Raw genomic sequence first — 24,794 nt, 5'->3', positions numbered from 1 at the left:
CGGGCTATACGTCGCCCGGCATGCCCGGCGGGCTGAGTGAACCGTCGACGTTCGGCACGACCGCGGGGGCCGGGATGCCACCTTCTGCGGCATTGTCGCCCGGGATCCCGTCGTCGGCCGGGGTCGAGAAGCCGCCGGGCCCACAGTTCCATTCCCACGGGAAACATGCCGGGAACGGCTGGATCGCCAGTGCGGCATCGGCCGGCGGGTTCGCGCCCAGTAGCGCGACAGCAACCGCACCCGCTCCCGCCGCCAGCACGCCATAGGTTCTCAACGCCATGGCAACCCCCAGTTCGCATCGTCAGATGCAACCGAAGCTACGCCGGCAAAGCCACACAAGGACCGGGAATCGGCTGATCGCCGCTAGGCGCCCGCGAGTTGGCCGACGACACCCATCGCGAGGTCTCTGGCGCGCATCAGCTCGGCGTCGTCGGCGAACAGTTCCCTTCGGTCGTTGCCGGCAGTGAGAAACGCGTCGATCTTGAACGCGTCGTCTGCCGGTGCCGACGAGCCCGCGACAGCCAGCTCGGTTTCCAGCAGCTTCAGCCAGCCACGCTTGAGCTTCCTGACCCCGTCCGCGACCGGACCGTCGCGACGGCCGTATTCGGCGGTGGTCGCCGCCATGAAACAACCACCGCGGAACACGCCGGCGGTCAGGTAGTCGACCCACGCGTCGATCAGCGCACGCAGCCGCGGCGCGCCGGGGGCCGCCTCGAGCGCCTTCGCGATGATCGTCTCGCGATAGATGTTTCGCGCCTCCGCCACCGCGGCGACCTGGATCGCCTCCCGATTCCCGAACACGGTGAGGATTCCGCTCTTGCTGACCCCGGTCGCCGTGGCCAGCGCGCCGACCGTGATCGAGTCGAGCCCGTGGGTCGTCGCGATCATCGCCGCCTCGTAGGCGACCTTCCGCCGGGTCGCGTCGCCGCGGACGCGTCGCCCATCCAACTGATCGTCGGTTGCCACCTCCGCATTTTATACGTGCGACTGGACGTAAATCTCTTTGATCATTACGCTCCGAAAGGCGTCCGATCGGACGTTCAATTTCGCGATGATGGGAGTGACGACATGCCTTCGAATCCGCAGCCGATACTCGAGGAGAGCATCGAGATCGCGGCCGCGCCCGAGACGGTGTGGACGTTGGTCAGCGACGTCCGCCGGATGGCCGAGTGGAGCCCACAGGTCGAATCGACCCGGTTGCGCGGCGGCGCCGAGCAGGTCGCGGACGGTGTCGAGTTCACCAACCTGAACAACAACGGCACCTTCCAATGGAAGACGCACGGCACCATCATCCGGTTGGACAACGGCCGCGAAATCGCTTTCCGGATCAAGGAGAACTGGGCCATCTGGTCCCTGCGCCTGGAGCCCACAGCGGGCGGGACCAAGCTCACCCAGCGGCGTGAGAGCCCCGACGGCAGCCCCGACGAGACGGTCCACGTCATTGACAATTACATGGGCGGGCAGGACGTCTTCACCGCATCCATGCGCGAGGGGATGCGCCAGACCCTGCAGGCGATCAAAGCCGCGGCAGAGTAGGCGACGCGGCCACGGCGGTTTCCCCTGCAGCGCAATCTGTTTGGTTATGGCTGTGTCGGTCAGGGCAGATTCATGCGCCAGTACAGCCCGGCCAGAAAGTCGGCCAGTTCAGCCGGCGTGGCCTCGAGATGTCCATCCGCCCAAGAGATCAGCAGTTCCGCAACGGCGCCCGACATGGCGAATGCCTTCATCCGAATATCGGCGGCACTGCTTTCGAACGATGAGGCTTCTGGCGTGGACCATCTCAAGAAACTGCCGGCGGTGCGGGCGAGTACTTCATTGCGGTGAACACCCGCACGACCGCCCGAGCCCAGACTTTCAACGAACAGAATGCGGATCATCCGCGGATCGTCCGACAACACGTCGACGGTTGCGCGCAGGGCGATCGACACGCGGGCAAAGCTGTCGACCGGCGCATCGACCATGGCGGCGTTCACCCGCGCATCGATCGCATCGGCAGCCGCATCGAACACCACACCGAACAATGCATTCAGATCGGTGAAGCTCTCGTAGAAATAGCGCTCTGTCAGGCCGGCCTCGGCCACCACGTCTTTGACGCGGACCGAACCTGAACCGGGAGAGCCAAACAAGCTCGTCCCGGCCTCGATCAGCTTCCGGCGCCGCTGGGCGATGCGCTCCTCGCCGGTGACGCCCCCGTATACGCGCCGCGTTCCGGAAACCGACACCCTTGGCCCCTTCGGTTCAGTTGATTCATGAGATGTCGCAAACGTACGTCTATCACCCGCGTGGGGCGACGTCATGCGCGTGGTGGACGATGTCGTGCAGGTGGTAGAGCGAAATGGTCGCGATGGTGAATTCGCTTCCATTACTGCGTAATCCGCGACGTTTCCAAGATTCCGCCGGCACATTGGCATAGGTGTCCGCGACGATGTTCGCGGCGTCGAACAGCTCGGTGGCGACCACGGCGGGGTCCTGCGAACCGTAGTCGTCGGCGATGGCCGTCTCGTCCTGGTCCCAGTTGGGGAACCGCGGATCCTCCTCGGTCAGCATCAGTCGGACGCGGTGGTCGAAGATTCGGTGCACGTCACGGATGTGGCATCCGTATTCGAGCGTTGACCAGACGTCGGGCCGCGGTCGCGACTTCACTCCGGAGCCGGCCAGGCGGTGCACCCAGTCAGCGGCATCGTCGCGGATCCGGCCGGCGACATCGGAGGGCTGGACGGACGACGCATCGAAGCCGCATTCAGGGCAGGCGCGCGTCAACACCCACGTCCAGTCCTTGGTGTCGGGCTCGATGGGCTCTGAAGTCGTCACGCGACCAGTGTCGCACCCGATCCGGTGCGGTGATTCGGATCGGTCCTCGACCAGCACGGGATAGCCTCTACGCACTCATCGAGCGAAGGGAATGGTCCGACGACGACGTCAACAGCTGTTGAGCCGTTCATCGACGGGTTCGTGTACGGCGAAGGACCGCGATGGCGCAACGGCCACCTGTGGTTCAGCGACGGACCGGCCGGCCGGGTGTACTCGGTGGGCGAAACGGGTGACCTCTCCGTCGAGGCCGAGGTGCCGCGCGCCTCCGGCCTCGGCTGGCTTCCCGACGGAACGCTCGTGGTGTCCACGCTCTTCGAGGCCACGATCCACCACGTCGACGCCCACGGAAACACCACTTCGACGTTCGATGTCAGCGATCTGGCCTGGTCGACCAACGACCTCGTCGTCGTCCCCGACGGCCGCGCATACGTCGACCTGTACAAACAGACCCGCGATGCACTCGTCGGCGAGATCGGCCTGGTGGACCAGGCCGGTGGCGTCCGCATCGTCGCGACCGGGCTCGCCGTCCCCAACGGCCTCGGCTTTCTGCCCGACGGGACCCTCGTCGTCAGCGAGACGAACGGCTCACGCCTGCTTGCCTTTACAACCGCACCCGACGGCAGTCTCGGCTCCCCCACGGTGTTCGCCGACCTCGGCACCGGCCGCCACCCCGACGGCCTGTGCGTCGACAGCGAGGGCGGCGTGTGGGTCGGCTGTTACGACACCGGCGAGTTCCTGCGCGTCATCGCCGGCGGCACCGTGACGCATCGGATCCCGATCGACCACGGCTGGGCCGTCGCACCCGCCCTCGGTGGCGCCGATGGGCGCACGCTGTACCTGGTTGTCGACGACACCACGCATGACGGTCTGATGCGCGGCGAGTCGGCCGGGCGGGTGTTGCAGACCCGCGTCGACGTACCCGCCGCACCGACGTAGTCCCAGCCCCTCACCCGCACGCGATACACCGAATGGAAGGCAACCCGATGGCTCCGAGCACCCGTCCCGCTGATGGGCCCCGTGCCGAGACCACCGCCCCGGCTGACGCGCCGATGCACCGCGACCTGAAGAACCGCCATCTGCAGATGATCTCCCTCGGCTCCGCGATCGGGACGGGTCTGTTCCTCATCTCGGGCACATCCGTGCAGACCGCCGGGCCGATCGTTCTGCTCGGCTATGCGATCGCCGGCATCGTCCTCTACGGCGTGATGCGGATGCTCGGCGAGATGGCCGTCGCGCATCCGGTCGCGGGGTCGTGGTCGGCCTACGCCCGCGAATATCTCGGCAAACCAGCGGGTTTCATCGCCGGCTGGAACTGGTGGTACGTCTGTGTCGTCGTCTGCATGGTGGAGTTGACGGCAGCTTCGGAGTTCATGGCCTTCTGGTTCCCGGACATGCCCCGCTGGATCACCACCGCGGTGTGCCTGGTGCTCATCACCGCCGCCAACACCTTCAACGTAAAAGCGTTCGGCGAATTCGAGTTCTACTTCACGCTGATCAAGGTGACCGCCGTCATCGCCATGATCGTCATCGGCATCGCGATCATCTTCGGCGCCGGCGACTACAACGTGCACGGCCTGCAGAACCTCTGGGCGCATGGCGGTTTCGCCCCCAAGGGGCTCGGCGCCTTCATGATCTCGCTGGTCGCGATCACCTTTTCTTTCGGCGGCATCGAGTCGCTCGGCACCGCCGCCGGTGAGGTCGAGGAGCCCGCCCGCAACATCCCCCGCGCCATCAATCAGGTGCTGCTGCGAATCCTGGTCTTCTACGTGGGCGCCATCGGCGTCATGCTGATCATCTGGCCGTGGGACAAGGTGGGCACGGAGGGCAGCCCGTTCGTGTTGATGCTCGTCGGCCTCGGGATCGGCGGCGCCGCAACGCTGCTCAACATCGTCGTTCTGACCGCCGCACTGTCGGTGGCGAACGTGATGACCTACAGCAACGCGCGCGTCCTGTACGACCTCGCCGCCAGCGGCCAGGCGCCACGGTTCCTCGCTCACACCAACGCCCGCGGCGTCCCCGTCCGTGCACTGCTGCTCAACTCCGGGTTCGTCGCCGTGGCGGTGCTGCTGAATGTCGTGCTGCCCGGGAAGGCGCTCGTACTCCTGATTCCCGTCGTGGTCGGCGCCGAGCTGATCACGTGGAGCATCATCGCGCTGAGCCATCTGCGATTTCGGGCGCGCGAAGGCGCCGGTGTCTTCAAGACACCGCTGTCACCGCTCACCAATTACCTGTGCCTCGGGTACTTCGCGCTGATCTACATCCTGATGACGCAGGATCCAGCCTCCCGTGCCGGCGCCATCGCTCTGCCACTGTGGTTCTGCGGTCTGCTCATCGTCGGATCCCTGCTGAACAGAGTGAGGCGCTAACGTCGAAGCGGTGAGGGTGTCGGGGTCGCGCGTAGCACGGGTATGCGCGGTGATGCTCGCCCTCGCGGCGTGCGGACACCCGACGCCGCCGCCGGCCGTCACCTCGCCGCCGACTGCTCGGCCTCCGGCCACGACAACTGCGGCCGCCACGCCGGTCCCGAGCGTCGTCCCGGCCGGCCCGTTCGCCGCGGTATCTCGCCTGGTGAACGACGCGCTCGCGGCGCATCGGTTGCCCGGCGCGGTGATCGAGATCGGGCATGCCGGCAAGGTCGTGTTCCGGCAGGCCTACGGCGCCCGCAGACTCGGTGACGAACCCGCGCTGGACGGATCTGCGGCCCCGGCGGAACCGATGACCGACGACACCATATTCGACCTCGCGTCGCTGTCGAAGAGCATCGCAACGACTGTCGCCTTCCTGCAGCTGTACGAAAAGGGCCTGGTCGAGGTCGACGAACCCATCCAGACGTACTTTCCGGAATTCAATCCGACCAACGACCCACGCCGCGCCCAGGTGACGGTGCGGATGATGCTGACGCACACGTCCGGTACGGGCGGCGACCTCAGCCATCAAGGCCCGTGGGGGCTGACAAACGCCGACAAGGCCGAAGGCATTCGTCGTGCGCTCACCGCGCCTCTGGAGTTCGGCCCCGGCGAGGGATTCCACTACTCCGACCTCAACTTCATCATCCTCGGCGCCCTGATCGAGAAGATCACCGGCGAGTCTCTGGACAACTATGTACAGGACAACGTCTTTGCGCCGATGGACCTTGCCGATACTCGGTATCTGCCCGCCACCAAGGCCTGCGGCCCGCACCAGATTCGAGGCACGGCAATCGTTTTCGAAGGCGTACCGGCTGGACCGTGCCCGCCCGGAACCTGGAGTACCGCCCTGCTGGGGCGCGTCGCACCGACCTCCCACGATGACGACACTCCCGGCATCAACCCCGACTTCGACCACTTGATCCGCGGCACGGTGCACGACCCGACGGCAAGGCGCATGGGCGGCACCGGAGGGAGTGCAGGAGTGTTCTCGACGGTTTCGGACATCGGCCGCTACGCGCAGGCGCTGATCGACCGGCTCGCCGGACGTCCGAGCCCGTTCCCGCTGGGGCGGAGCACCGCGGAATTGATGGCGACGCCGCAACAACCGGGGCACAACGCCGGGCAGGTGCCCGCGGCGAATGCCGCCAGCCGAGCGGCCGTCGAAAACCGGCCCAACACAACAGATCCGCTGCTGGCGCCGGACTATCCGGCGATCCCGGGACAAGAACTCCGGAGCTTCGGCTGGGACATCGACACCGAACATTCCCGACCCCGCGGCATGGTCTTTCCCGTCGGCAGCTTCGGGCACACCGGCTTCACCGGCGTCAGCCTCTGGATCGACGCGGAGTCGGACACCTACGTCGCGGTGCTGGCCAACGTGATCCATCAACGCGGCGGCCCACCTATTGCGAGGCTCAGCGGTGAGATCGCCACGGAAGCCGCACGGGCGCTACGCCTCTACGGGAGCTGACGGAGAATGCATGGGGTGACCTCACTCTCCGGCGCGAACAGATTCTGGATCAGCTTGACGGCGGGCCTCGGCGTCGGCCTGGCCACCGGGCTGCTGTTGCAGCGTTGGCCCGTCGGACTGCTGGCGGTCGTCATCGTCACCGCGGCGAGCTACGTCTCATGGGCGCTCGTGGCGCTGTGGCGGATGGGCCCCGAGCAGACGAAGGAGCACGCGGGTGAAGCCGACGTCGACGACGAGATCGGCGATCTGGTCCTGTTCCTCATCCTCACGGCCAGCCTGACCTCCATCGGAATCCTGCTGCTGTCCGCGAACGACGCGGACAAGGCGTCGTACGCAGGCATGTCGCTGGCCGCGATCCTCGCGACGTGGGCGCTGCTCCACACCATGTACACGGCGCGCTATGCGCGCATCTACTACGACGACGAACCCGGCGGAATCGACTTCAACAGTCCCGATGTCGATCCGCAGTACAGCGACTTCTTCTACTTCTCGTTCAACCTCGGGATGACCTACCAGGTCTCCGACACCGACGTCACCAGCTCTCAGATCCGGGCCGAGGTACTCCGGCACTGCCTCTTCAGCTACATCTACGGCACGGTGATCATCGCGTGCACGATCAACCTCGTCATCAACCTCGTCGGCTGATTGCTTCGCTCGCCGATCAGCGCGCGACGGACGGATTGGTTCAGTACTCTGCCGCGTGTGCCCGGTAGGCCCTACCTGACGATCGACCTCGCAACGGTGCGCAGGAACGTTGCGGCGTTGCGCAGCGCCCTGCCCGCGGCCGAGGTTCGGTACGCGGTGAAAGCCAACCCGGCCGAGCCCATCCTGCGGCTCCTGGCAGGCCTCGACTGCGCCTTTGACGTCGCGTCCGTCGGTGAGGTCGACCTGTGCGCGGCGGCCGGCATCGACGGTGCCCTGATGACGTTCGGCAACCCGCTCAAGAAGCCGGCCGAGATTGCGTATGCGTTTGCGCGGGGCGTCCGGCGGTTCACCTTCGACACCGCGGCCGGCCTGGCGGCGATCGCCGAGAACGCGCCGGGCTCGAGCGTCGAATGTCGCATTGCGCCGACGTTTCCGTCGTCGGTGACGCCGTTCGGGCACAAGTTCGGCTGCGCGCCCGCCGATGCGGCCGGGTTGTTGAGACAGGCTGCCCGGTCGGGACTCCGAGCGGACGGGGTGGCTTTCCACGTCGGCTCGCAGCAGCTCGATGCGGACGCGTGGGAGATCGGCATCCGGTGCGCGCGTGACATTTTCGAGGCCGTACCCGGCCTGACGACACTCAACCTGGGCGGCGGCATCCCGATCTCGTACGACGCACCCGTACCCGGCGTCGCGATCGTGGGTGGCGCCATCGCCGACGCCCTCGGACGGCACTTCCCGGCGCTACCCCACGTCGTCATCGAACCCGGGCGCGCGGTGGTCGGTTCGGCCGGCACGCTCTCGTCCGAAGTGGTGTCGGTGCGGACCGGCACCGACGGCCGCCGCTGGGTGTACCTCGACATCGGGCGCTACGGCGGCCTGGCCGAGACCGAGAACGAATACATCCGGTACCGGCTGCGCACGAACCGCGACAGTGATCCCGTCGACAACGCCGTGGTCGCCGGCCCGACGTGCGACGGCGACGACGTGCTGTACCGGCGGTATCCGCTGCCGGTGACGCTACGCCCGGGTGATCTCGTCGAGATCGATGCGGCGGGCGCGTATACGACGAGCTACGCCTCGTCGTTCAATGGATTTGTCCCGCTTGCAACGCAATTCGTGGAGGTCACTGATGCAGTCACAACCGGGTAGCAGCTTTGCGGGCTGTCACGTGCTGGCCGAATTCACCGGCGTCGACCGCGACCTGGCCAACGATCGCGTGCGGCTGCGCCACCTGCTGCGCACCTCCGTCGAGCGGGCCGGAGCCACGGTGTGCGACATGGTGGACAAGCGCTTCGAGCCACACGGCGTGACGGTGTTGGCGTTGCTCGCCGAATCACACGCCTCGATCCACAGCTATCCCGAACGCGGCGCGATGTTCGTCGACGTCTTCACCTGCGGTGAGTCGGCCGACGCCGAGGAGGCCGTCCGATTGCTGCGACAGGCCGTGGGCGCAGCAGATGCCCACATCCACACGGTGTTTCGCGGAGCGGGACGGCAGATCGTCGAGCCGATGGCTCCCGGCATCACCCGCACCTGGCAGCTCACCGATGTGCTGTGCGATGTCCACACTGAGTTTCAACACCTGGTGATCGGCCGGACGGAGCAAGGCATCTCGCTGTTCAGCGACTCGGACCGGCAGAGCACCGAATTCAGCCAGCTCGTCTATCACGAGGCACTGATGGTGCCGGCGCTGCTGCTGGCCGAGACCGTCGACCGGGTGCTGATCATCGGTTCCGGCGAAGGTGTGGCCAGCCAGATGGCTGTCGCCGCCGGGGCCACGCACGTCGACCACGTCGACATCGACCGCGAGGCCGTCCGGCTCTGCGCCGAACACCTGCCCTACGGCTACACGCCCGATGAATTGGCAAGGGCCGAAGCCGGACTCGGCCCCGTCACCGTGCACTACACCGATGGATACGAGTTTGTGGCAGATTACTCCGGACCCAGGTATGACGTCGTCGTCATAGATCTCCCCGACGAACGCGCTGAGGCCGCCCAGCACAACCGCCTCTACGGCGCCGAGTACATGAAGCTGTGTGGTGACATCGGCACCGTCGTCACCGGCCAGGCCGGCTGCCCCACGCTATGGCGCAACGAGACGCTGCTCCGGTCATGGGAGCGTTTCGGCGAAACCTTCGGCACCGTGGTCTATTTCGGCAGTGACGAACACGAGTGGGCGTTCCTGTCCGGTACCACCGGCGTCGTGGAGGATCCGCTCGCCACGATGACGGCTCGGCTGGAGGCGCTGCCATATCGATGTCAGACGATCGACGCCGCGGCGTTGGCGGCAGCGACGACGCCGCCGATGTCCCTGCGGGAGAAGAGTCGGTAGCCGACGCCGAGTAGGGTCGGTGCCCATGCGACTCGTCGGTACCGCCTTGGCCTTGGCAGGTGCGCTCACAATGCTCGGACCGATGGCTACCGCGTCCGCCGATGCGGCGAGCCCGTTCGACGTCTCCAACCCCACCGTCGGGCACCTTGACCCGGCGTTGTTGGCCGCCATCCAGCAGGCGGCGACCGCAGCCGCGGCCGAGGGCATCCCCATGACGGTCACCTCCGGCTGGCGCACTCCCGAGTTCCAGCAACAACTGCTCGACGACGCGATCCAGACCTACGGCAGTTACAACGCGGCGCGGCAATACGTTCAGACGTCACAGCAGTCCAAGCATGTCAGCGGTCAGGCGGTCGACATCGGCGGCCAGAGCGCCGACAGGTGGCTGATCGCCAACGGTGCACGCTTCGGTCTGTGCCAGATCTACGCCAACGAACTCTGGCACTTCGAGCTCGCCACCGATGCCCAGGGGGCATGCCCGCCGTTGCTGCCCAACGCCGCCAGTTGATCAGCTGAGCGAGAGCGCCTGCGCGTCGTCATAGGACATCGCGGCGGGAGTCGGCGCGCCCGTGGCGTATGCCGTCGCCGCCGCGGCAGCTTGCGTGATGGCGACGCGGAACGGCAGTGACCCGGTGCTCACGCGACGGACGCCGAGTTCGCCGAGCCGGCGGAACGGCAACTGGGCGAGCAGGTTGAGTGGAATATCTCCGAGCTCGGCGACGAGCTGCTCGATCACGCGCTCGTCGCGCAGGCCGGGTACGAAGACGCCGTCCGCGCCGGCGTCGACGTACGCCGATGCGCGTCGGGTGGTGTCAGCCGTGGGCAGATGCAGCCAATAGGTGTCGACGCGGGCGTTGACGAACACGTCCGGCGCGGCAGCCTTGAACGCCGCGATCAGCGCGCACTGCTCGTCGAGCGCCGCGAGGTGATCGCCGCGGCCGTCCTCGATGTTGACCCCGGCGATACCGATGGCGTGCAGCTCCGCGGCCAGAGCTGCCGGGTCCATCCCGAAACCCGCCTCGATGTCCACCGTCACCGGAACCGGGAGCCGAGCCAATGTCCGTGCCAGAGCGAGAGTTTCCGCCCCGGTGGCGCCGGCGGCATCAGGCAGTCCGTATGAGGCGGCGACGCCGAGACTGGTCGTCCCGACCGCGCGGAATCCGGCGCGGACAAACGCCGCAGCGGAGGCGAAGTCCCAGGCGTTGGGTAGGAGGAGCGGTTCGTCGCCGTGGTGCAGACGGGTGAACGTGTCCATGCGTACATCGTGGTCGCCGGATGGTTCGGTGGCCACCGAATTGTCACCGTCGCACACTGGGTCTATGACAGCCGAATGCCTCGCCGCCGTTGCGTCCGCGATGGCCGACAGTACGCGCGCCCGCATGCTTATCGCGCTCATGGACGGGCGGGCCTGGACGGCAAAGGAATTGGCTGCACACGCCGGTGTCGCAGCCTCGACCGCCACCGAGCACCTCAACCGATTGGTGACGGTGGGGCTGGTCAGCGAACGCCGGCAAGGGCGCCATCGCTACGTCGAGCTGGTGGACGCCGGCGTCGCCGAGGTGCTCGAGTCACTCGCGGTGCTGGGAGAGCAGCCGTCCACACCGCCACGCGGCATGCGCGAAGCGGTGATCAACAGTGCCCTCGCACGCGGGCGCACCTGCTACGACCATTTCGCCGGGAGGCTGGGGGTGACCATCACCGAGGCGTTGCTCCGACCGGGATTGCTCGACGAGTCGTTGACCCTCACCACCGATGGACGCCAGTGGCTGACGGATGCGCTGGGCTCGCCGTTCGAACCGGGGCGCCGGGCCGCGACGCGCGCGTGCCTCGACTGGACCGAGCGACGCAGACACCTGGCGGGCGCGGCGGGCGCGCACATCGCGACCGCGATGTTCACCCAGGGCTGGGTACGGCGCATCGGCAGCAGCCGGGCAGTCGTCGTGACACCGTCGGGTAGCGCGGGCCTTGAGCGACTGCTCGGAATTGCGGCGGCGACGCAGTTTTCAGCGGCGGGCTAGGCGTTCGTCGATTTCGATGGCCTGGGCGAGCGCGGCAAACGGTGCGCGCTGAACCGACTCCGACGTGCCCGGCGCCTCCGGATGCCATTGCACCGCAAGCACCCAACCGTCGACGGCCTCGAACGCCTCGATCAGGCCGTCGGCCGCGTGGCCGGTGGCCACCAACCCGTCCCCCAGTGACGCGATGCCCTGGTGGTGGGCCGAACCGACGATGATCTGGTCGGACTCGTGGGCAGCACGAACTCGGCTACCTGCTGCCAGGGCAACCGGATGCCAGCCGAACAACTCGCCGGCCGTCGTACTCCGATGCGGGACTTCGCCTGGTACCAGGTCGATGTGGAGGTCCCCGCCGCGAAGCACATTCAGCACCTGCGCGCCCCGGCAGATGCCGAGCACCGGCAACCCAGCTTCCGCTGCTCGTGCCGCCAGCGTGAAGTCGAGTTCGTCCTGTTCGTCATTGACGTCGTACACCGCCGCGGTTGCGACCTGCCCGAAGCGCTGCGGGTTGATGTCTCCGCCGCCGGGCAGCACGAGACCACCGACGTCGGACAGCGCCACGAACGGATCGTCGACGACCAGCGGTGTCAGGCCGGCCGCTTCGACCAGTTGGACGATCCGGTCGAAGAGTTCATTCGCCGCGATGACGCGCGGGTCGTCACCGACCGAGAACCGGCGCGGTACGACGACAACGGGTGCGGCCACTATCGGGTCTGTCCTCTCATCGCGGGTCAGAAGTATCCGGAGTTGGGCGGCAGCGCGCCGTTGACAACGAAATCCCCCGTCGCCCAGGCTTTGTACGCCAGCGGGTTGTGGCTGGCGATGGTTCGCGCGTTACGCCAGTGTCGGTCGAGATTCAGTGTACGAGCTGTGGCCGATGCGCCACCGGTGTCGAACAGTCGCTGCGCGGCATCGAGGGTTAGACGTTCCGCGACGAGTTGGGCCTTCGCCACCTCGATTGCGGCAGCACCGATGGCCTGTTGGTCGTCGATCTGGCCGGAGTCCACCACCCGATCCAGTGCCGCCGCGGCGCCGAGCGTGACCGCGGTGGCGGTCGACGTCCAGGCGGCGATCTCCCCGACCGCCTGCAGGATGAACGGGTCCTGGGTGGCCGAAGGGGTCAGCCCGTGGGCGGCGGGACGTGCCTTGTTCTGGACGAACCAAACGGCGTCGCGCAAGGCGCCCTTGGCAATTCCCACTGCCACCGCCGTGAGGTACAGCTGCAGGAACGTCTGGCTGTGCGCGAGCCGGTGATCCGCAGGCACCAGCGACACCTCATCCTCGTGGACCAACACCGACTCGAAAGTCGTTGCACCGCTGGCGGTCAGCCGCTGCCCGAAGCCGTCCCAGTCGTCGAACAACGTCACGCCTTGGCGATCGGCCGGAATGATCACGTGCACTTCGCGGCCGTCCTCGCGTTCGGCCGACACCGCGATCAGGTCGGCGTAGAGGGTGCCGGTCGAGTAGAACTTCTTGCCGTCCAACCGGTATCGGCCGTCACCCGTGGCACGCAACGTGGTGCCGATGGCCGCGGGAGATGCGCCCACGGCTTCGGTGATCGCGTTGCCGACGATCTTTCCGCTGAGCACATCGGGGAACCAGCGGGCCCGCAGGGCGTCGTCGCCGCGGTTACCCAGGAGCCGCTCGACGAGTCCGAAATGGGCGCGCAGCGCCTGGGCCACGTTGGAGCTGGCCTGCGCGATATCGATGACGGTCTCGATGACATCGACGATGGAACCGCCTGGGCCACCGTACTCCTGGGGGATCCGGAGTGCGAGGACGCCGGTGTCGGCGATCGCGCGGATCGCCTCATGGTGCAAGGTTCGGGTCAGCTCATGCTGGGCGTCGTCCGCGCCCAGCCTCTCGACGACCGGCGCCAGCGACGCCCGCCGGTCCGCGACCGACCCTGCGGCCAATGCCGTGATGGTCATGGGATTTCCTTCTCAACTCAGCGGAACAGGGGCAGGATGTGGGCCGCGAAGCGCTCCATCTCGGCTTCCAGCGGCTGGAACTGCAGCATGAACAGGTCGATCCCGAGGCTCGCGAATGTCGTGATCCGTTCGGCCACTTGCTCGTAACTACCGATGAGCCCGGCCAGCGTGCCGCCGTTGGTGCCCACGCGCGCGACACCCTCGTGCACCTTGAACATGGCGGTGGCCGGGTCGGCTCCCACCGTGCGGTCCCGCTGTCCCGAACCGTCAACCAGGCCCTGCAGGTATTCGAATTCGTGCTGCGCCTCTTCCTCCGACTCACGGGCGATGACGAACGCCGACAGCCCGAACTGCAAGGGCTCCGGCTTATTCCGCTCACGACGCCGCATGTCGTCGATGATCTCGGCGGCATCCTGTGGCGGCCGCCCGTTGAGGAAGAACACGTCGGCCTGCGCTGCCGCCAGGGCGCGCGCCGCTTCGGACTCCCCGCCGAGGTAGACGCGCGGGGTCCGCTCGAGGGCCGGCCGCAACTGCGCGCCGGCCGCGACGGCCCCGTCCAGCCCGGATTCGATGGCATCGCCGCGCCACAGCCGACCGACGATGTCGAGCCACTCCCGGGAGTACTCGTATCGGTCACCGTGCATGACGTCGCCGAGGCCGATTGCCTCCAGCTCAGGGAGGAACCAGCCGCTGACGAGGTTGATCGCCACCCGGTCGGAGGCGATCTGTTCGATATTGGCAACGGTTTTCGCGAAGACCAGCGGATTGAACAGCAGCGGCTTGATCGCGCCGATCAACTCGACGCGGCTGGTGGCCTCGGCCAGCCCGGCCAGCGTCGACCAGGTTTCCAGTACGTCGTGTTCGGCACCACCCGGATGCAGGACGTGCTGGGCGATCAGCGTCGAGTCGAAGCCCAGCTCTTCGGCGCGCACGATGAGATCGCGCGTCCGGTGGTAGCTGGCATCGGGCACCTCGACGGGATGTGTTCTGGCACCCCAGGTTCCGTAGACGGGTGCCCACACCCCGAAGCGCGGCGCGGTCAATGTCGTGGTCATGAATTCTCCAGGTAACGCCGGAATTCCCAGTCGGTGACAGCACTGGAGTACTCGTCCCACTCGCTCTGGGCGATCTCGGCGAAGTCATGCACGGAGTCCGCGCCCAGGATGTCGACGATGGCGTCATCGCTGCGCGCCAGCGCGATCGCGACGCTGAGCGATTCCGGTAGCCGCACCCCGACGTCGTAGAGATTGCCGGTCTGCGGCTCTGACGGATTGCGTCGGGCTTCCAGGCCGGCCACGACGGCGGCCAGGGCAGATGCGATGAGCCAGTAAGGGTTTGCGTCGGATGCCCCGGTGCGCAGTTCGATTCGCGTCGCCTCGGGCGTCGACTCCAGCAGCGACCGGACGGCGGACGTCCGGTTGTCCCGGCTCCACGTCAAGGTCGCCGGGGCGAACGATCCGGGGACGTACCTGCGGTACGCGTTGACCGAGTGCGCGCCGAACAGCGTGATCGACGGCAGGTGTTCGAGCAGGCCGGCGATGGCGTGCAGACCGACCTGGCTCTCGGTCCCGTCGGCGCCGGCCAGAACCGGCTCACCGTCACGCCACAGCGAAATATGCAGGTGCGCAGAACTTCCGGAGTGCTCCGAGAACGGCTTGGGCATGAACGTCGCCAACTTGCCGTTGCGCCGGGCGATCTCCTTGACGGCGTACTTCAACCGGGCGCTGTTGTCCGCGGCGTCGAGCGCGTCGCTGTAGACCAGATTGGCCTCGACCTGTCCCGGACCGTATTCGGTCAGCAGGCCCTCCAGGGAAGTGAACTCGCGCAACACCGAATAGAGCGCGCTGAGCACCGGTTCGAGCGTGTTGGCATTCTGCAGCGAGTAGGCGTGTACGTCGTCCTGGAAGATCGATCCGTCGGCATTGAGCAGGTAGAACTCGAACTCGGCGCCGACCTTCGCGGTGTACCCCAGGTTCTCCAGCCGCTGGATGACGCGCCGCAAGACCGCACGGGGATCGAGCGGTGACGGCGTGCGGTCGTGACCGACGATGTCGGAGATGACGTGCCCCACCCCGGATCGCCACGGCAACTCACGGAAGGTGCTCAGGTCGGGTACGGCGAAAGCGTCGGGGTAGCCCGTGTTCCAGTTGGTCGACCGAAGGCTCTCGATCACCCGCGCGTTGGAGTTCCACGCGAGCGCTCCGTCGCAGAAGCCGAACCCGGAAGTTCCAGCGCGAGAGCGGAATTGCTCGACAGGCACCCGCTTGCCCAAGGCGTGGCCGAACTGGTCACTCCACGCCACCTCGACCTCCGTGATGACGCCGGAGTCCAGCAGGTCGACAACGCTCCGGTGCCGCTCGTCAATTGCTGCGTCCGCGGTCAACGCCATCTCAGCCCTCCTCTCCCGCCGGGGCGACCGACTCGGTTCGCGCGCGGCGGTAGCCCAGCACGGCACCGCCCACGAAACCCACTACGAGCACCAGGATTACGGCCAACGCCAACCCTGACGACCCGCCGACCAGGTCCTTGAGGTTCACCAGAATCAGGACCAGGAACGCCACCAGCCCGGCCAGGCCCAGCGCCGGCGCGACCCGGACGCGCAACACCGAGTAGTGCCGCCGGTCCCGGGCGAAGAACGTGAGCACAGCCGCGCTCGTCAGCACCATCAGGGCGAGCACACCGACCGTGGTGATCCCGGACAGCCAGGTGTAGAACTCTGTGCTCGGGTCCAGCTTCGCCACGATGGCGACACCGATGATCGCGAGGATCAGTGCCGACAGCGCCAACGACGCGACGTGCGGCGAGCCGTGACGGGTGTGGGGCCGGCCGAAAGCCGCGGGCAATACACCCCGGCCGGACAGCGCGAACAGGTAGCGGGACACCACGTTGTGGAAAGACAAGATGCAGGCGAAGAGGCTCGTGACGAAGAGGACCTGAATGACGTCCGCTCCCACCACGCCCAGGTAGCGCTGGGCGGTGTCGACCAGCATGGTGCCGCCCGAATTCGTCGCACGCTCAAGGGCTTCGCGATCGCCCCACGCCGAGATCAGTGCCCAGCTCGAGACCGTGTAGAAGACGCCGATCACCGCGAGCGCGAGGTACGTCGCGTACGGAATGGTGCGGTCCGGATCGCGTGCCTCGTCACGGAAGATGGCCGTCGCCTCGAAGCCGAGGAACGAGATGATCGCGAAGAGCAGCCCGATACCCGGTGCGCCCGAAGTGATCTGCGCGGGGTCGAGCAGTCCCGTCGACAATCCGTGGTCACCACCGCGAGCGACGATGACCGCGTCGAGGACGACGACGATCGCGATCTCGGCGACCAGCAAAACCGCGAGCACTCGACTGGACAGCTCGATGTTGCGGTACCCGAGGTAGGTGATCACCGCGAGCCCGGCCAACGCCCATACCGGCCACGGCAACTGGGGTACGCCGACGAGGGCCAACAGACCGCCGAGCTGCGGACCTAGCAGGCCGTAGACCGCGGCCTCCATCGAGGCGTACGTCAGGACCGCCACGAACGCGGCGCCGATGGCCGGGCTGGACCCGAATCCTTGCTGCACATAGGAAAAGAACGCCCCGGCCTCACGCACGAAGGGCGTCATCGCGGTGAAGCCGACGGCGAACAGCAGCAGCACGAAGGTGGCGATGACGAACGTCGCGGGGAACCCTGACCCATTGCCGGTGGCGATGCCCAAGGGCACCGGCCCGCCGATGACGCCCAGCGGCGCCGCTGCGGCCAACACCATGAAGACGATGGCCGGGATCCCCAAGTTGCCGCGAAGACGCTGCGCGCCGGCCGGAGGCCCACCATCGGTGCGCACCGCCGTATGTTCGACTGTCATGACGCCCCTTGCTGGTCGATGAATGTTGTTGGAGACAAAAGCTATTGGTCGGGGTGGACGCGCTCCAGCGGGCAGGACACCGGCGCTGACAATGCGTCACATGCCGTAACATTCGGCGGACTTCAGGGCCGCAGATTCGGCATCCGGTCGGTAGTCTTCATGGCATGGCGCCGCGGGTGCGTCAGTCAAAGGGGTTGGCAGTGGGGACCATTCGATCGCTTCATGGCACCGGCCACGTCCTGCGCGTAGGGGCGACACCGGTCCCGCACGCCGAGATCCTCGATCACGTCCGCCCGGTGCTCGCGCGCGACGGCATCGACCTCCACGTCGAGGTGTTCGACACCTTCGACGAACCGAACCACCATCTGGTCACCGGGACGATCGACGCCAACTTCTTTCAGTACCTGCCATTCCTCGACGAGTTCAATGCCGCCTCGGCCCAGCGACTGGTCCCCGTCGCACCGGTGCACATCGAGCCGTTCGCGCTGTACTCGGAATCGATATCCACTGTCGGCGACGTGCCGCAGTACGCACAGGTGGCGCTGCCCGGTGATCCGGCGAACGTCGGGCGCGCCCTGCACATCCTTCGCGACCTGGGTCTGCTCACCCTGCGTGAGGGTGAGGTGGCTGCCCCCGGCGTCGACTCGATCATCGCGAACCCAAAGCAGTTGCTGTTCAAGGAAATCGCCAGCGCGCGCCTGGCTGATGTCCTCGCCGACTTCGATCTGGTGTTCCTGTTCGGCAACTACGCCATGGACCGCCAGATCGACCTGCAGTGGGCGCTCTATTGTGACCACGCCAACCGCGACTACGCCGAGTACCTCGTCGCGCGCCCGGACAACCACGACAGCGAACCAATCAGGCTGTTGGCCAACGCTTTACAGTCAGATTCGGCGCGTTCGTTCATCGCCCGCTCGTACGCCGGCCTGGTGGTACCGGCGTTCTGACGGTCACGCCGACCGGATCGGCCGCTGGTCCCGGAACCGTGTCGAGGACTGCGGGTCGAAGCGATAACCCTTGCCACGGACGGTCGTCAGCGTCAGGGCGTGTGCACCCAGCTTCACCCGGAGCCGGCGCACATGGGTGTCGACAGTCCGCATCGAGGCGAAGCCCGCGTCCCAGACGTTCTCGATCAGCTCTTGTCGCGAGATGATCCGTCGCGGGTGCTGCGCCAGATAGGCCAGCAGCTCGAATTCTTTGTAGGCCATGGCGATCTGGTGACCATCGACGCTGACCTGCCGGGTGGTCCGGTCGATCATGAGTCCATTCACCGGCTGCGGAGCGCGGACCGGAGCGGTACCGGCCACCAACTTCTCCACCCTGGCGCCGGGCACGCGATACGCGAGAAATGCGCTGAACTCGTCCATCAGAGTCGTCACCTGAGCCAGTGCATCGCGGGTGGGAAGCTCCACCGTCAGCACCACCTGCGGTGCCCGCACGCTGCGGCCCTGATACATGCACACTCCCTCATCGATCCGAACTCCAGTGTTCGCGAGGACGACGGCGCTGGACATCGTTACCGTCACCTTGAATCGAACGAGCCTCCGCACTGGCCGACAAACGACGGCCGATGAAACAGTCTGGTCACGATCTGGAATCAGCACGTCACGGCCACAACTTTCACATCTGTCGCATTGTTAACATCTCGAAATGCAGGACTTCCCGGAGACCACCGGCCTTCGGCGCCCGTTCTCGCGTCGTGATGCGCTGCGCTATGCCGGCGCCGCGTCGGCACTGGCTGGGCTGAGTGCGGCCGGTCTCGGCCTGCCGACGGCCGCGGCCGCCGCGCCCACGCTGATCGACTTCGCCATGAAGCAGATTCCGGCGCAAGACATTCGGGCCGCCGGGCACGCCGGCGTCGTCAACTATGTCTCGACATCGCGCCCCGGCTCATCGATGGGCGCCAAGCCGATCACGCTGCCGTATGCCCGGTCACTGGCCGCGGCCGGACTCGCGATCGTGAGCAACTACCAGTACGGCAAGCCCGGCGGCACCGCGCCGTCCGATTTCACGCGCGGTTACGCAGGCGGCGTCGCCGATGCGCGCACCGCCTGGCAACTGCACACCGCGGCGGGCGGCGGTCAGAGCGCACCGATCTTCTTCTCCGTCGACGACGACATCAGTCGCGAAACCTGGAACAACGTTGCACTGCCGTGGTTTCGCGGCATCAACTCGGTCCTCGGCCCGCAGCGCACCGGCGTCTACGGCGGCATCAACACCTGCCAGTGGGCCGCAGCCGACGGTGTCATCGGCCGCTCGACCACGCCCGGCAAGGTGTGGGCGTGGCAGACCCGATCCTGGTCGGGCGGCAAGGTCTATCCGGCGGCGGTGATGTACCAACGGATCGTCAGTACCGCGTCGAATCCGGGTCCGGTGGTCGGTGGTCTCGAGGTTGACGTCAGCGACGCCCTGGCCGCCGACGTCGGGCAGTGGAACCTGCATCCGTGAGGACACGGTCGTGACCACAGCCATGGAGATCCATGGCTGGCGCGACCTCGGCTGGATCGTCGGCATCGCGCTGGTGATCATGATCGGCTCGCTGGTGATCACGCCGGTGTTGGTCCGACGTGGGCTCAAGACACCGGCCGGGCTCCGGCTGATCAACCGGATCAGCGTGCGGGCGGTCCAACTGGTGAAGCGGCCGATCACCATCATGGTGCTCGATGAGGTCATCGACGTCATCAAGACCGGTCACTACACCCGCAACATCTCCAACGCCATCGAAGAGAACTACACCGAGCTGAAAGCCCTTGCGGCCGACAAGATCCGCACCGATTCGGGCATACCCGTCATCAGCCGAATCCCCGGGTACGACAAGGTCGTCGGCCAGGCGAGCGAATCGGTGATGCACGTCCTCATCGCGATGCTCGCCGACCCCCGGATGGACGAGTTCGTCTCCGACCTGCTCCGCAACAATCTCGAACAAATCCAGGACGCGGTCCGCCGCCGCGAGCACGAGCGCGCCGCGTCGTTCCGACAGGCCGGCGCGCCCGCGACGGCAGCAGTCGCTGATGCCGCCACGTCGCGACCTCCGTCTGGTGACGTCTGATCGCCGGCTACAACTCGGTGACCCGTCCACCCCCGACCAGCCACGAGCGATCCAACCGGACGTTCTGCAACATGCGGCGGTCGTGCGTCACCAGAAGCAGTGCGCCGTTGTAGGTTTCGAGCGCCTGCTCGAGCTGCTCGATGGCCGGCAGGTCGAGATGGTTGGTGGGCTCATCGAGCACCAGCACATTCGTCCCGCGTGCCTGCAGCAGCGCCAGGCCCGCCCGTGTTCGCTCTCCGGGGGACAGCTCGTCGACGGTGCGTTCCACATGATCGGCACGCAGGCCGAACTTTGCGAGCAGCGTGCGCACGTCCGCGGTCGGCCATGACGGAACGAATTGCTCGAAGCGATCGACGAGGCGGCTGTCGCCGGTGAAATCGGCACGGGCCTGGTCGATCTCGCCGATGGCGACATTGGCGCCCAGACTCGCGCGGCCCTCGTCAGGCTGTTGCCGACCGAGCAGGAGCCGCAGCAGCGTCGACTTTCCCGCGCCGTTGGGGCCGGTGATACCGATCCGCTCGCCGGCATCGACCTGCAGCGACACCGGACCGAGGACGAAGTCCCCCTGTCGCACAACGGCATCGTCGAGCGTCGCGACAACCGAACTCGACCGCGGTGCCGCACCGATGGTGAACTGGAGCGTCCACTCCTTGCGGGGCTCCTCGACTTCCTCGAGGCGGGCGATCCGGCTCTCCATCTGGCGGACCTTCTGCGCCTGCTTCTCGCTGGACTCGGTCTGTGCGGCGCGCCGGTTCTTGTCATTGTCGGGTGCCTTGCGCATCGCATTGCGCACACCTTGACTCGACCACTCCCGCTGCGTGCGTGCACGCGCCACGAGATCGGCCTTCTTCTCGGCGAACTCGTCGTACTGTTCGCGGCGGTGCCGCCGCGCGACCTCACGTTCTTCCAGATAGCTCTCGTAACCGCCGCCGTAGACGGTGGTCCGGTTCTGCGCCAGATCGAGCTCGACAACGCGGGTTACGGTGCGGGCCAGGAACTCTCGATCATGGCTGACCAGCACCACACCGCCGCGGAGATTCCCCACGATCTCTTCCAGGCGCGCCAGTCCGTCGAGGTCGAGATCGTTGGTCGGCTCATCGAGGAGGACGATGTCGAAACGCGACAGCATCAACGCCGCCAACCCCACGCGCGCCGCCTGCCCGCCCGACAACGCCGTCATCAGCGTCGACTCCGGCCGCACCGCGTCGGAATCGAGCCCCAGGTCGGCCAACACCGCCGGCAGTCGTTCCTCCAGATCTGCCGCACCTGTCGCCAGCCAGTGATCCAGAGCAGCGGAGTAGGCATCGGCGTCCGCAGTCGAATCGGCCAGCGCCTCGGCTGCGGCGTCCATCGCCTTGGTCGCGGCCGCACATCCGGTGCGACGCGCGACGTACGCGGCGACCGTCTCCCCCGGCACCCGCTCGTGCTCCTGCGGCAGCCAGCCCACGAAAGCGTCGGCCGGCGCCAGACTCACCACGCCGTCAAGCGGTGCGAGTTCGCCCGCCAGGATCCGCAACAGCGTGCTCTTGCCGGCACCGTTGGAGCCGACGACGCCGATCACATCGCCGGGCGCCACCGTCACGTCGAGCCGCTCGAAGAGCGTGCGGTGGGCGAATCCGCCGGCGAGGTTGGTCGTGACGAGCGTCGCGGTCATGGGCCAATCGTCGCATCACCGCGGCAGCCCGATCCTGCGCGGAGCCGCCTACGCCGTGATGCGCATTTCCTGGCCCGGATGCGAGCTCAGGGTGACGACGACCGTGCCGCTCCCGGTCGCGAAGTTCTTGTTCGCGTAGCCGATGAAGCCGTAGTGCCCGTCGATCGTCGAGACCGCGGAGATGTCGCCTTGCCCGGCGGCGCCGGTGTCCAGATTGCGCCACGCGGCCGTCACCGTCAGGGAGCAGGAGCCGTCGTAGATGCCGGCGTCGTAGCGGATCGACACCCCGATGCCGTGCCCGACGTCATTGCCGATCTGAACCGGCGTCTGCTGCGCGTCGGCGCTCACGGTGCCACCGCATGTCGGGGACGCGACCACGGGAACGGCAGCCAGTTGTCCGAACGCATCGGCATGGGCCGTCACCAGCGACAACCACGGCGCGGCGACCGCGGCGACGAGCGCTCCGGCCGCGCGCAATGGGGTCATGTCAGTGCTATCGGCGCGGGCGGCGGCAGTGTTAGCGCCCGGCGGTGGGCATATTTCCCGTACCCCAGGCGTTATCAACGTTTGTCTCAATTGTCACATGGGTACCGTTGATAACAGCACCCCAGTGTGGGTGCTCCGCTCGACAGAGAGTCCATACGTAGAAAGAGCCGAATGGGTTATCGCTATGAACACAGTTCTGTACTTCAGCACCAACGGCGCCGTTTATGAGACCCGCGCCTACACACCAGCGGACATTACCGATCTGATTCAAGGCCAACGGCTGCAATGCCTGACCAGCACAGACCGACAGTTCGACTTCTGGTTCAGCCCGACGGCACGCCGGTGCCAGCGCCGCATCAATCGCAAGGCAACCGAACTGTTGCTGGCGACAACGACTTTCACGGCGAAGACCGTCCCTCTGCTGCGTGGGTCCATTGTCCTGGCCAGCCATGACGCCGACGGCGATCTCGACGGGCTGAGCTGGCTGCAGCTGGATCAGCTGTCTGGACTGAATCGCACGCTCACCGCCCGCGATGAGCGAATCCTGAATCGCCGCATCATGCGCGAAGAGCGCCGCCTGCGTGGCGAGACGGCCACCAAACCACGCGTCGCCGCCGCCTCCACTCCGTCGACCGCGAAAGCTCAAACCGGCTTGCGCTGGACGGGTTTCGCGGCCCCGGCACAGTAACGGCCGGGTCCTCTCACACTGCTTGACGCGTACCGGCCGACCAGGCCGGATCCCGGCCGATGAACCCCATCAGCCGGGCCACCGGGCCCGCGTCGTCCGCAACCACGACGGGTGGCCCGTACTGCCCCGATGAGCGCAGCAGGTCCTCGATCCCCGTCATCCCGGCGAGCATCTGCTCAGCGAACTCGGGGTCCAGGCCGGAGTCGCGCCCGATCGCGGCGGCCAGATCCCAGGTGTGCATGTACACGTCGGCGGTGTAGAACCGGTCGATGGCGTCGGCAAGCCGGTGTGAGCCCGCCATCGGATGGCTGAAGTCGCCGTCGGCCGCGTCGCCGTCGAGCAGACCCTGCACCGCCGCGGTGTGTGCGACCCACGCCGTGAGCGGGTCGTCGGCGACGGGCGGACCGACGGGCAACACCACACCGCCCGCACCGAGGAATTCGGTGAACCAGCCGACGAGGTGCCCGACGATGTCGCCTGCGGTCCAGTCCGCCACCGGCGTCGGAGCCGACCAATCCCGCACGGCTGCAGCATGTTCGGTGAATCCGGCGGCGATGCGGCGGTGCCGTTCGGCGGCCGTGAGTGCGTGCAGCGCAGCCATGGCGCTCAGAGCTCACCGAGCAGTGCGTCGAGTTTCGCGTAGCCCTGATCGACGCCCGTCTCCATCCCGGAGGCCAGCCAGGCGTCGCGTCCCTCGAAGCTGTCCACCAACGACTGGCCGTGGAGCCGGGTGCGGCCGTCGCCGAGATCCTCGAACCACAAGGTCTCGAGCGAGACGGCGTCGGGCATGCCCTCGAAGGTGAACGTCTGGACGATCTTGTCAGCGGCGACGGTGTGGAAGCAACCGCGGAAGCCGAACTCCTGACCGTCCCGGACCGCGACGTAGCGCCAGCTGCCGCCGTCTCGGGCGTCCCACTCCACGATGCGAGTGTCCATACCGTCGGGCCCCACCCAGCGGGCGAACACCTCCGGATCGGTGTGCGCCTTCAGCAATTGCGCTGGGGTGGCCTGGAAATCACGGGTGATGCGGATGAGTGGCACGTCCTTGTCGGCTTCGATGACGGCCTGCGCGGTGTTCATGATGCTCTGCCCTTTCGTCGCGGTTTCGATTCGTTGTCATTCATCTCTGCCAGCACCGCATCCAGGCGCTGGTAACGCTGTTCGGCCTGCTGTTGGTAGCGCTCGATCCACTTGGTCATCAGGTCGAACACCTGCGCTTCCAAGTGCACCGGCCGGGTCTGTGCGGCCCGGCCCCGGCTGACCAACCCGGCATCCTCGAGCACTTTGAGGTGCTTGGACACCGCCTGCATGCTGACGTCGTACGGTTCGGCGAGTTCGCTCACCGTTGCGTCAGCCGTCGTCAGCCGGGCCACGATGTCCCGTCGGATCGGATCGCTCAGCGCCGCAAATACTTTCGACAGCTGGTCGGTCATCTTCTTCCTCAACTATTTGGTTGAGTACG

General features: G+C 66.9%; 29 protein-coding genes. 13 read left to right on the top strand and 16 right to left on the bottom strand.

The window, feature by feature from the left end:
* Positions 1 to 4 precede the first annotated feature (4 nt).
* Together ACJH6H_RS06200 and ACJH6H_RS06195 are read right to left on the bottom strand one after the other, a co-directional pair.
* Positions 5 to 280 carry a hypothetical protein gene (locus ACJH6H_RS06200; RefSeq protein ID WP_212807709.1) on the bottom strand — a complete coding sequence of 92 codons (276 nt, stop codon included), beginning with the start codon at positions 278 to 280 and terminating at the stop codon, positions 5 to 7.
* An 83-nt stretch (positions 281 to 363) separates the two neighbouring features.
* Positions 364 to 966, bottom strand: a complete 603-nt coding sequence (locus ACJH6H_RS06195; protein WP_406774455.1) for a TetR/AcrR family transcriptional regulator — start codon at positions 964 to 966, stop codon at positions 364 to 366.
* 102 nt (positions 967 to 1,068) lie between these two features.
* Here ACJH6H_RS06195 and ACJH6H_RS06190 point away from each other — a divergent pair, with 102 nt between their 5' ends.
* Positions 1,069 to 1,536, top strand: coding sequence for an SRPBCC family protein (locus tag ACJH6H_RS06190; RefSeq protein WP_406774454.1), 468 nt, complete (start codon positions 1,069 to 1,071; stop codon positions 1,534 to 1,536).
* A 59-nt stretch (positions 1,537 to 1,595) separates the two neighbouring features.
* Here the strand turns inward: ACJH6H_RS06190 and ACJH6H_RS06185 are convergent, their stop codons facing one another.
* On the bottom strand, positions 1,596 to 2,222 hold the full coding sequence (locus ACJH6H_RS06185; RefSeq protein WP_406774453.1) for a TetR/AcrR family transcriptional regulator: 627 nt from the start codon (positions 2,220 to 2,222) through the stop codon (positions 1,596 to 1,598).
* 52 nt (positions 2,223 to 2,274) lie between these two features.
* A complete protein-coding gene (locus ACJH6H_RS06180) occupies positions 2,275 to 2,811 on the bottom strand; it encodes a DinB family protein (RefSeq protein WP_406774452.1) in 537 nt (178 codons plus the stop codon).
* 141 nt (positions 2,812 to 2,952) lie between these two features.
* On the opposite strand from ACJH6H_RS06180, the gene ACJH6H_RS06175 reads away from it, so the two are divergent.
* The 7 genes from ACJH6H_RS06175 (at position 2,953) to ACJH6H_RS06145 (ending at position 10,175) form a co-directional block, all read left to right on the top strand.
* Positions 2,953 to 3,747 carry an SMP-30/gluconolactonase/LRE family protein gene (locus tag ACJH6H_RS06175; protein ID WP_406774451.1) on the top strand — a complete coding sequence of 265 codons (795 nt, stop codon included), beginning with the start codon at positions 2,953 to 2,955 and terminating at the stop codon, positions 3,745 to 3,747.
* Between the two features lie 47 nt (positions 3,748 to 3,794).
* The gene (locus ACJH6H_RS06170; protein ID WP_406774450.1) at positions 3,795 to 5,177 is read left to right on the top strand and encodes an amino acid permease; all 1,383 of its coding nucleotides are present in this window, start codon (positions 3,795 to 3,797) and stop codon (positions 5,175 to 5,177) included.
* Positions 5,178 to 5,229: 52 nt separating this feature from the next.
* Positions 5,230 to 6,690, top strand: a complete 1,461-nt coding sequence (locus ACJH6H_RS06165) for a serine hydrolase domain-containing protein (protein ID WP_406774518.1) — start codon at positions 5,230 to 5,232, stop codon at positions 6,688 to 6,690.
* 15 nt (positions 6,691 to 6,705) lie between these two features.
* The gene (locus ACJH6H_RS06160; RefSeq protein ID WP_406774449.1) at positions 6,706 to 7,335 is read left to right on the top strand and encodes a DUF1345 domain-containing protein; all 630 of its coding nucleotides are present in this window, start codon (positions 6,706 to 6,708) and stop codon (positions 7,333 to 7,335) included.
* 57 nt (positions 7,336 to 7,392) lie between these two features.
* Complete coding sequence (locus ACJH6H_RS06155; RefSeq protein WP_406774448.1) at positions 7,393 to 8,484, top strand: type III PLP-dependent enzyme; 1,092 nt, start codon at positions 7,393 to 7,395, stop codon at positions 8,482 to 8,484.
* Positions 8,465 to 9,667 carry an adenosylmethionine decarboxylase gene (gene speD / locus ACJH6H_RS06150; protein WP_318985786.1) on the top strand — a complete coding sequence of 401 codons (1,203 nt, stop codon included), beginning with the start codon at positions 8,465 to 8,467 and terminating at the stop codon, positions 9,665 to 9,667. The genes ACJH6H_RS06155 and speD overlap by 20 nt, the downstream gene beginning before the upstream one ends.
* A gap of 70 nt (positions 9,668 to 9,737) precedes the next feature.
* Positions 9,738 to 10,175, top strand: coding sequence for a M15 family metallopeptidase (locus ACJH6H_RS06145; protein WP_318985787.1), 438 nt, complete (start codon positions 9,738 to 9,740; stop codon positions 10,173 to 10,175).
* Here ACJH6H_RS06145 and ACJH6H_RS06140 read toward each other — a convergent pair whose 3' ends face one another.
* Positions 10,176 to 10,922: an isocitrate lyase/phosphoenolpyruvate mutase family protein gene (locus ACJH6H_RS06140; RefSeq protein ID WP_406774447.1), complete on the bottom strand. Its 747-nt coding sequence runs from the start codon at positions 10,920 to 10,922 to the stop codon at positions 10,176 to 10,178.
* A 64-nt stretch (positions 10,923 to 10,986) separates the two neighbouring features.
* Between ACJH6H_RS06140 and ACJH6H_RS06135 the strand changes: the two genes are divergently transcribed.
* Positions 10,987 to 11,685: a winged helix-turn-helix domain-containing protein gene (locus tag ACJH6H_RS06135; protein WP_318985789.1), complete on the top strand. Its 699-nt coding sequence runs from the start codon at positions 10,987 to 10,989 to the stop codon at positions 11,683 to 11,685.
* Here ACJH6H_RS06135 and ACJH6H_RS06130 read toward each other — a convergent pair.
* From ACJH6H_RS06130 to ACJH6H_RS06110, 5 genes are read right to left on the bottom strand one after another with little or no spacing between them, the layout of a single operon-like run.
* A complete protein-coding gene (locus ACJH6H_RS06130; protein WP_318985790.1) occupies positions 11,671 to 12,387 on the bottom strand; it encodes a gamma-glutamyl-gamma-aminobutyrate hydrolase family protein in 717 nt (238 codons plus the stop codon). The two genes, ACJH6H_RS06135 and ACJH6H_RS06130, sit on opposite strands and share 15 nt — an antisense overlap.
* A gap of 26 nt (positions 12,388 to 12,413) precedes the next feature.
* On the bottom strand, positions 12,414 to 13,613 hold the full coding sequence (locus ACJH6H_RS06125; protein WP_318985791.1) for an acyl-CoA dehydrogenase family protein: 1,200 nt from the start codon (positions 13,611 to 13,613) through the stop codon (positions 12,414 to 12,416).
* Between the two features lie 17 nt (positions 13,614 to 13,630).
* Entirely contained in the window at positions 13,631 to 14,668 is a 1,038-nt protein-coding gene (locus ACJH6H_RS06120) for an LLM class flavin-dependent oxidoreductase (protein WP_318985792.1), read from the bottom strand.
* Positions 14,665 to 16,002, bottom strand: coding sequence for a glutamine synthetase family protein (locus ACJH6H_RS06115; RefSeq protein WP_406774446.1), 1,338 nt, complete (start codon positions 16,000 to 16,002; stop codon positions 14,665 to 14,667). Before ACJH6H_RS06115 ends, ACJH6H_RS06120 begins: the two co-directional genes overlap by 4 nt.
* A gap of 1 nt (position 16,003) precedes the next feature.
* Positions 16,004 to 17,455 carry an APC family permease gene (locus ACJH6H_RS06110; RefSeq protein ID WP_318985793.1) on the bottom strand — a complete coding sequence of 484 codons (1,452 nt, stop codon included), beginning with the start codon at positions 17,453 to 17,455 and terminating at the stop codon, positions 16,004 to 16,006.
* 200 nt (positions 17,456 to 17,655) lie between these two features.
* On the opposite strand from ACJH6H_RS06110, the gene ACJH6H_RS06105 reads away from it, so the two are divergent.
* Positions 17,656 to 18,402: a MetQ/NlpA family ABC transporter substrate-binding protein gene (locus ACJH6H_RS06105; RefSeq protein ID WP_318985794.1), complete on the top strand. Its 747-nt coding sequence runs from the start codon at positions 17,656 to 17,658 to the stop codon at positions 18,400 to 18,402.
* 3 nt (positions 18,403 to 18,405) lie between these two features.
* Here the strand turns inward: ACJH6H_RS06105 and ACJH6H_RS06100 are convergent, their stop codons facing one another.
* Positions 18,406 to 18,912 carry a winged helix-turn-helix domain-containing protein gene (locus ACJH6H_RS06100; RefSeq protein ID WP_318985795.1) on the bottom strand — a complete coding sequence of 169 codons (507 nt, stop codon included), beginning with the start codon at positions 18,910 to 18,912 and terminating at the stop codon, positions 18,406 to 18,408.
* A 193-nt stretch (positions 18,913 to 19,105) separates the two neighbouring features.
* Here ACJH6H_RS06100 and ACJH6H_RS06095 point away from each other — a divergent pair, with 193 nt between their 5' ends.
* Complete coding sequence (locus tag ACJH6H_RS06095) at positions 19,106 to 19,903, top strand: DUF1906 domain-containing protein (RefSeq protein WP_318985796.1); 798 nt, start codon at positions 19,106 to 19,108, stop codon at positions 19,901 to 19,903.
* A 10-nt stretch (positions 19,904 to 19,913) separates the two neighbouring features.
* Positions 19,914 to 20,504, top strand: a complete 591-nt coding sequence (locus ACJH6H_RS06090) for a hypothetical protein (RefSeq protein ID WP_212807730.1) — start codon at positions 19,914 to 19,916, stop codon at positions 20,502 to 20,504.
* Between the two features lie 7 nt (positions 20,505 to 20,511).
* Here ACJH6H_RS06090 and abc-f read toward each other — a convergent pair whose 3' ends face one another.
* Both abc-f and ACJH6H_RS06080 read right to left on the bottom strand, forming a co-directional pair.
* Complete coding sequence (abc-f, locus tag ACJH6H_RS06085; RefSeq protein WP_318985797.1) at positions 20,512 to 22,158, bottom strand: ribosomal protection-like ABC-F family protein; 1,647 nt, start codon at positions 22,156 to 22,158, stop codon at positions 20,512 to 20,514.
* A gap of 48 nt (positions 22,159 to 22,206) precedes the next feature.
* On the bottom strand, positions 22,207 to 22,644 hold the full coding sequence (locus ACJH6H_RS06080; RefSeq protein ID WP_318985798.1) for a hypothetical protein: 438 nt from the start codon (positions 22,642 to 22,644) through the stop codon (positions 22,207 to 22,209).
* Positions 22,645 to 22,828: 184 nt separating this feature from the next.
* On the opposite strand from ACJH6H_RS06080, the gene ACJH6H_RS06075 reads away from it, so the two are divergent.
* On the top strand, positions 22,829 to 23,332 hold the full coding sequence (locus tag ACJH6H_RS06075; protein WP_318985901.1) for a hypothetical protein: 504 nt from the start codon (positions 22,829 to 22,831) through the stop codon (positions 23,330 to 23,332).
* Between the two features lie 13 nt (positions 23,333 to 23,345).
* On the opposite strand, the gene ACJH6H_RS06070 is transcribed toward ACJH6H_RS06075, so the two are convergent.
* The 3 genes from ACJH6H_RS06070 to ACJH6H_RS06060 are packed head-to-tail and all read right to left on the bottom strand — an operon-like array spanning position 23,346 to position 24,765.
* Positions 23,346 to 23,933: a TIGR03086 family metal-binding protein gene (locus tag ACJH6H_RS06070; protein ID WP_406774445.1), complete on the bottom strand. Its 588-nt coding sequence runs from the start codon at positions 23,931 to 23,933 to the stop codon at positions 23,346 to 23,348.
* 5 nt (positions 23,934 to 23,938) lie between these two features.
* On the bottom strand, positions 23,939 to 24,412 hold the full coding sequence (locus tag ACJH6H_RS06065; RefSeq protein WP_406774444.1) for an SRPBCC family protein: 474 nt from the start codon (positions 24,410 to 24,412) through the stop codon (positions 23,939 to 23,941).
* On the bottom strand, positions 24,409 to 24,765 hold the full coding sequence (locus tag ACJH6H_RS06060) for an ArsR/SmtB family transcription factor (protein ID WP_406774443.1): 357 nt from the start codon (positions 24,763 to 24,765) through the stop codon (positions 24,409 to 24,411). Before ACJH6H_RS06060 ends, ACJH6H_RS06065 begins: the two co-directional genes overlap by 4 nt.
* Positions 24,766 to 24,794: the final 29 nt, after the last annotated feature.

Origin of the sequence: Mycobacterium sp. SMC-21, assembly GCF_045310825.1 — a bacterium.
Classification (GTDB): Bacteria; Actinomycetota; Actinomycetes; order Mycobacteriales; family Mycobacteriaceae; genus Mycobacterium.
The sequence above is the reverse complement of the archived record's forward strand: the minus strand, read 5'-3'. Positions and strand labels throughout refer to the sequence as shown.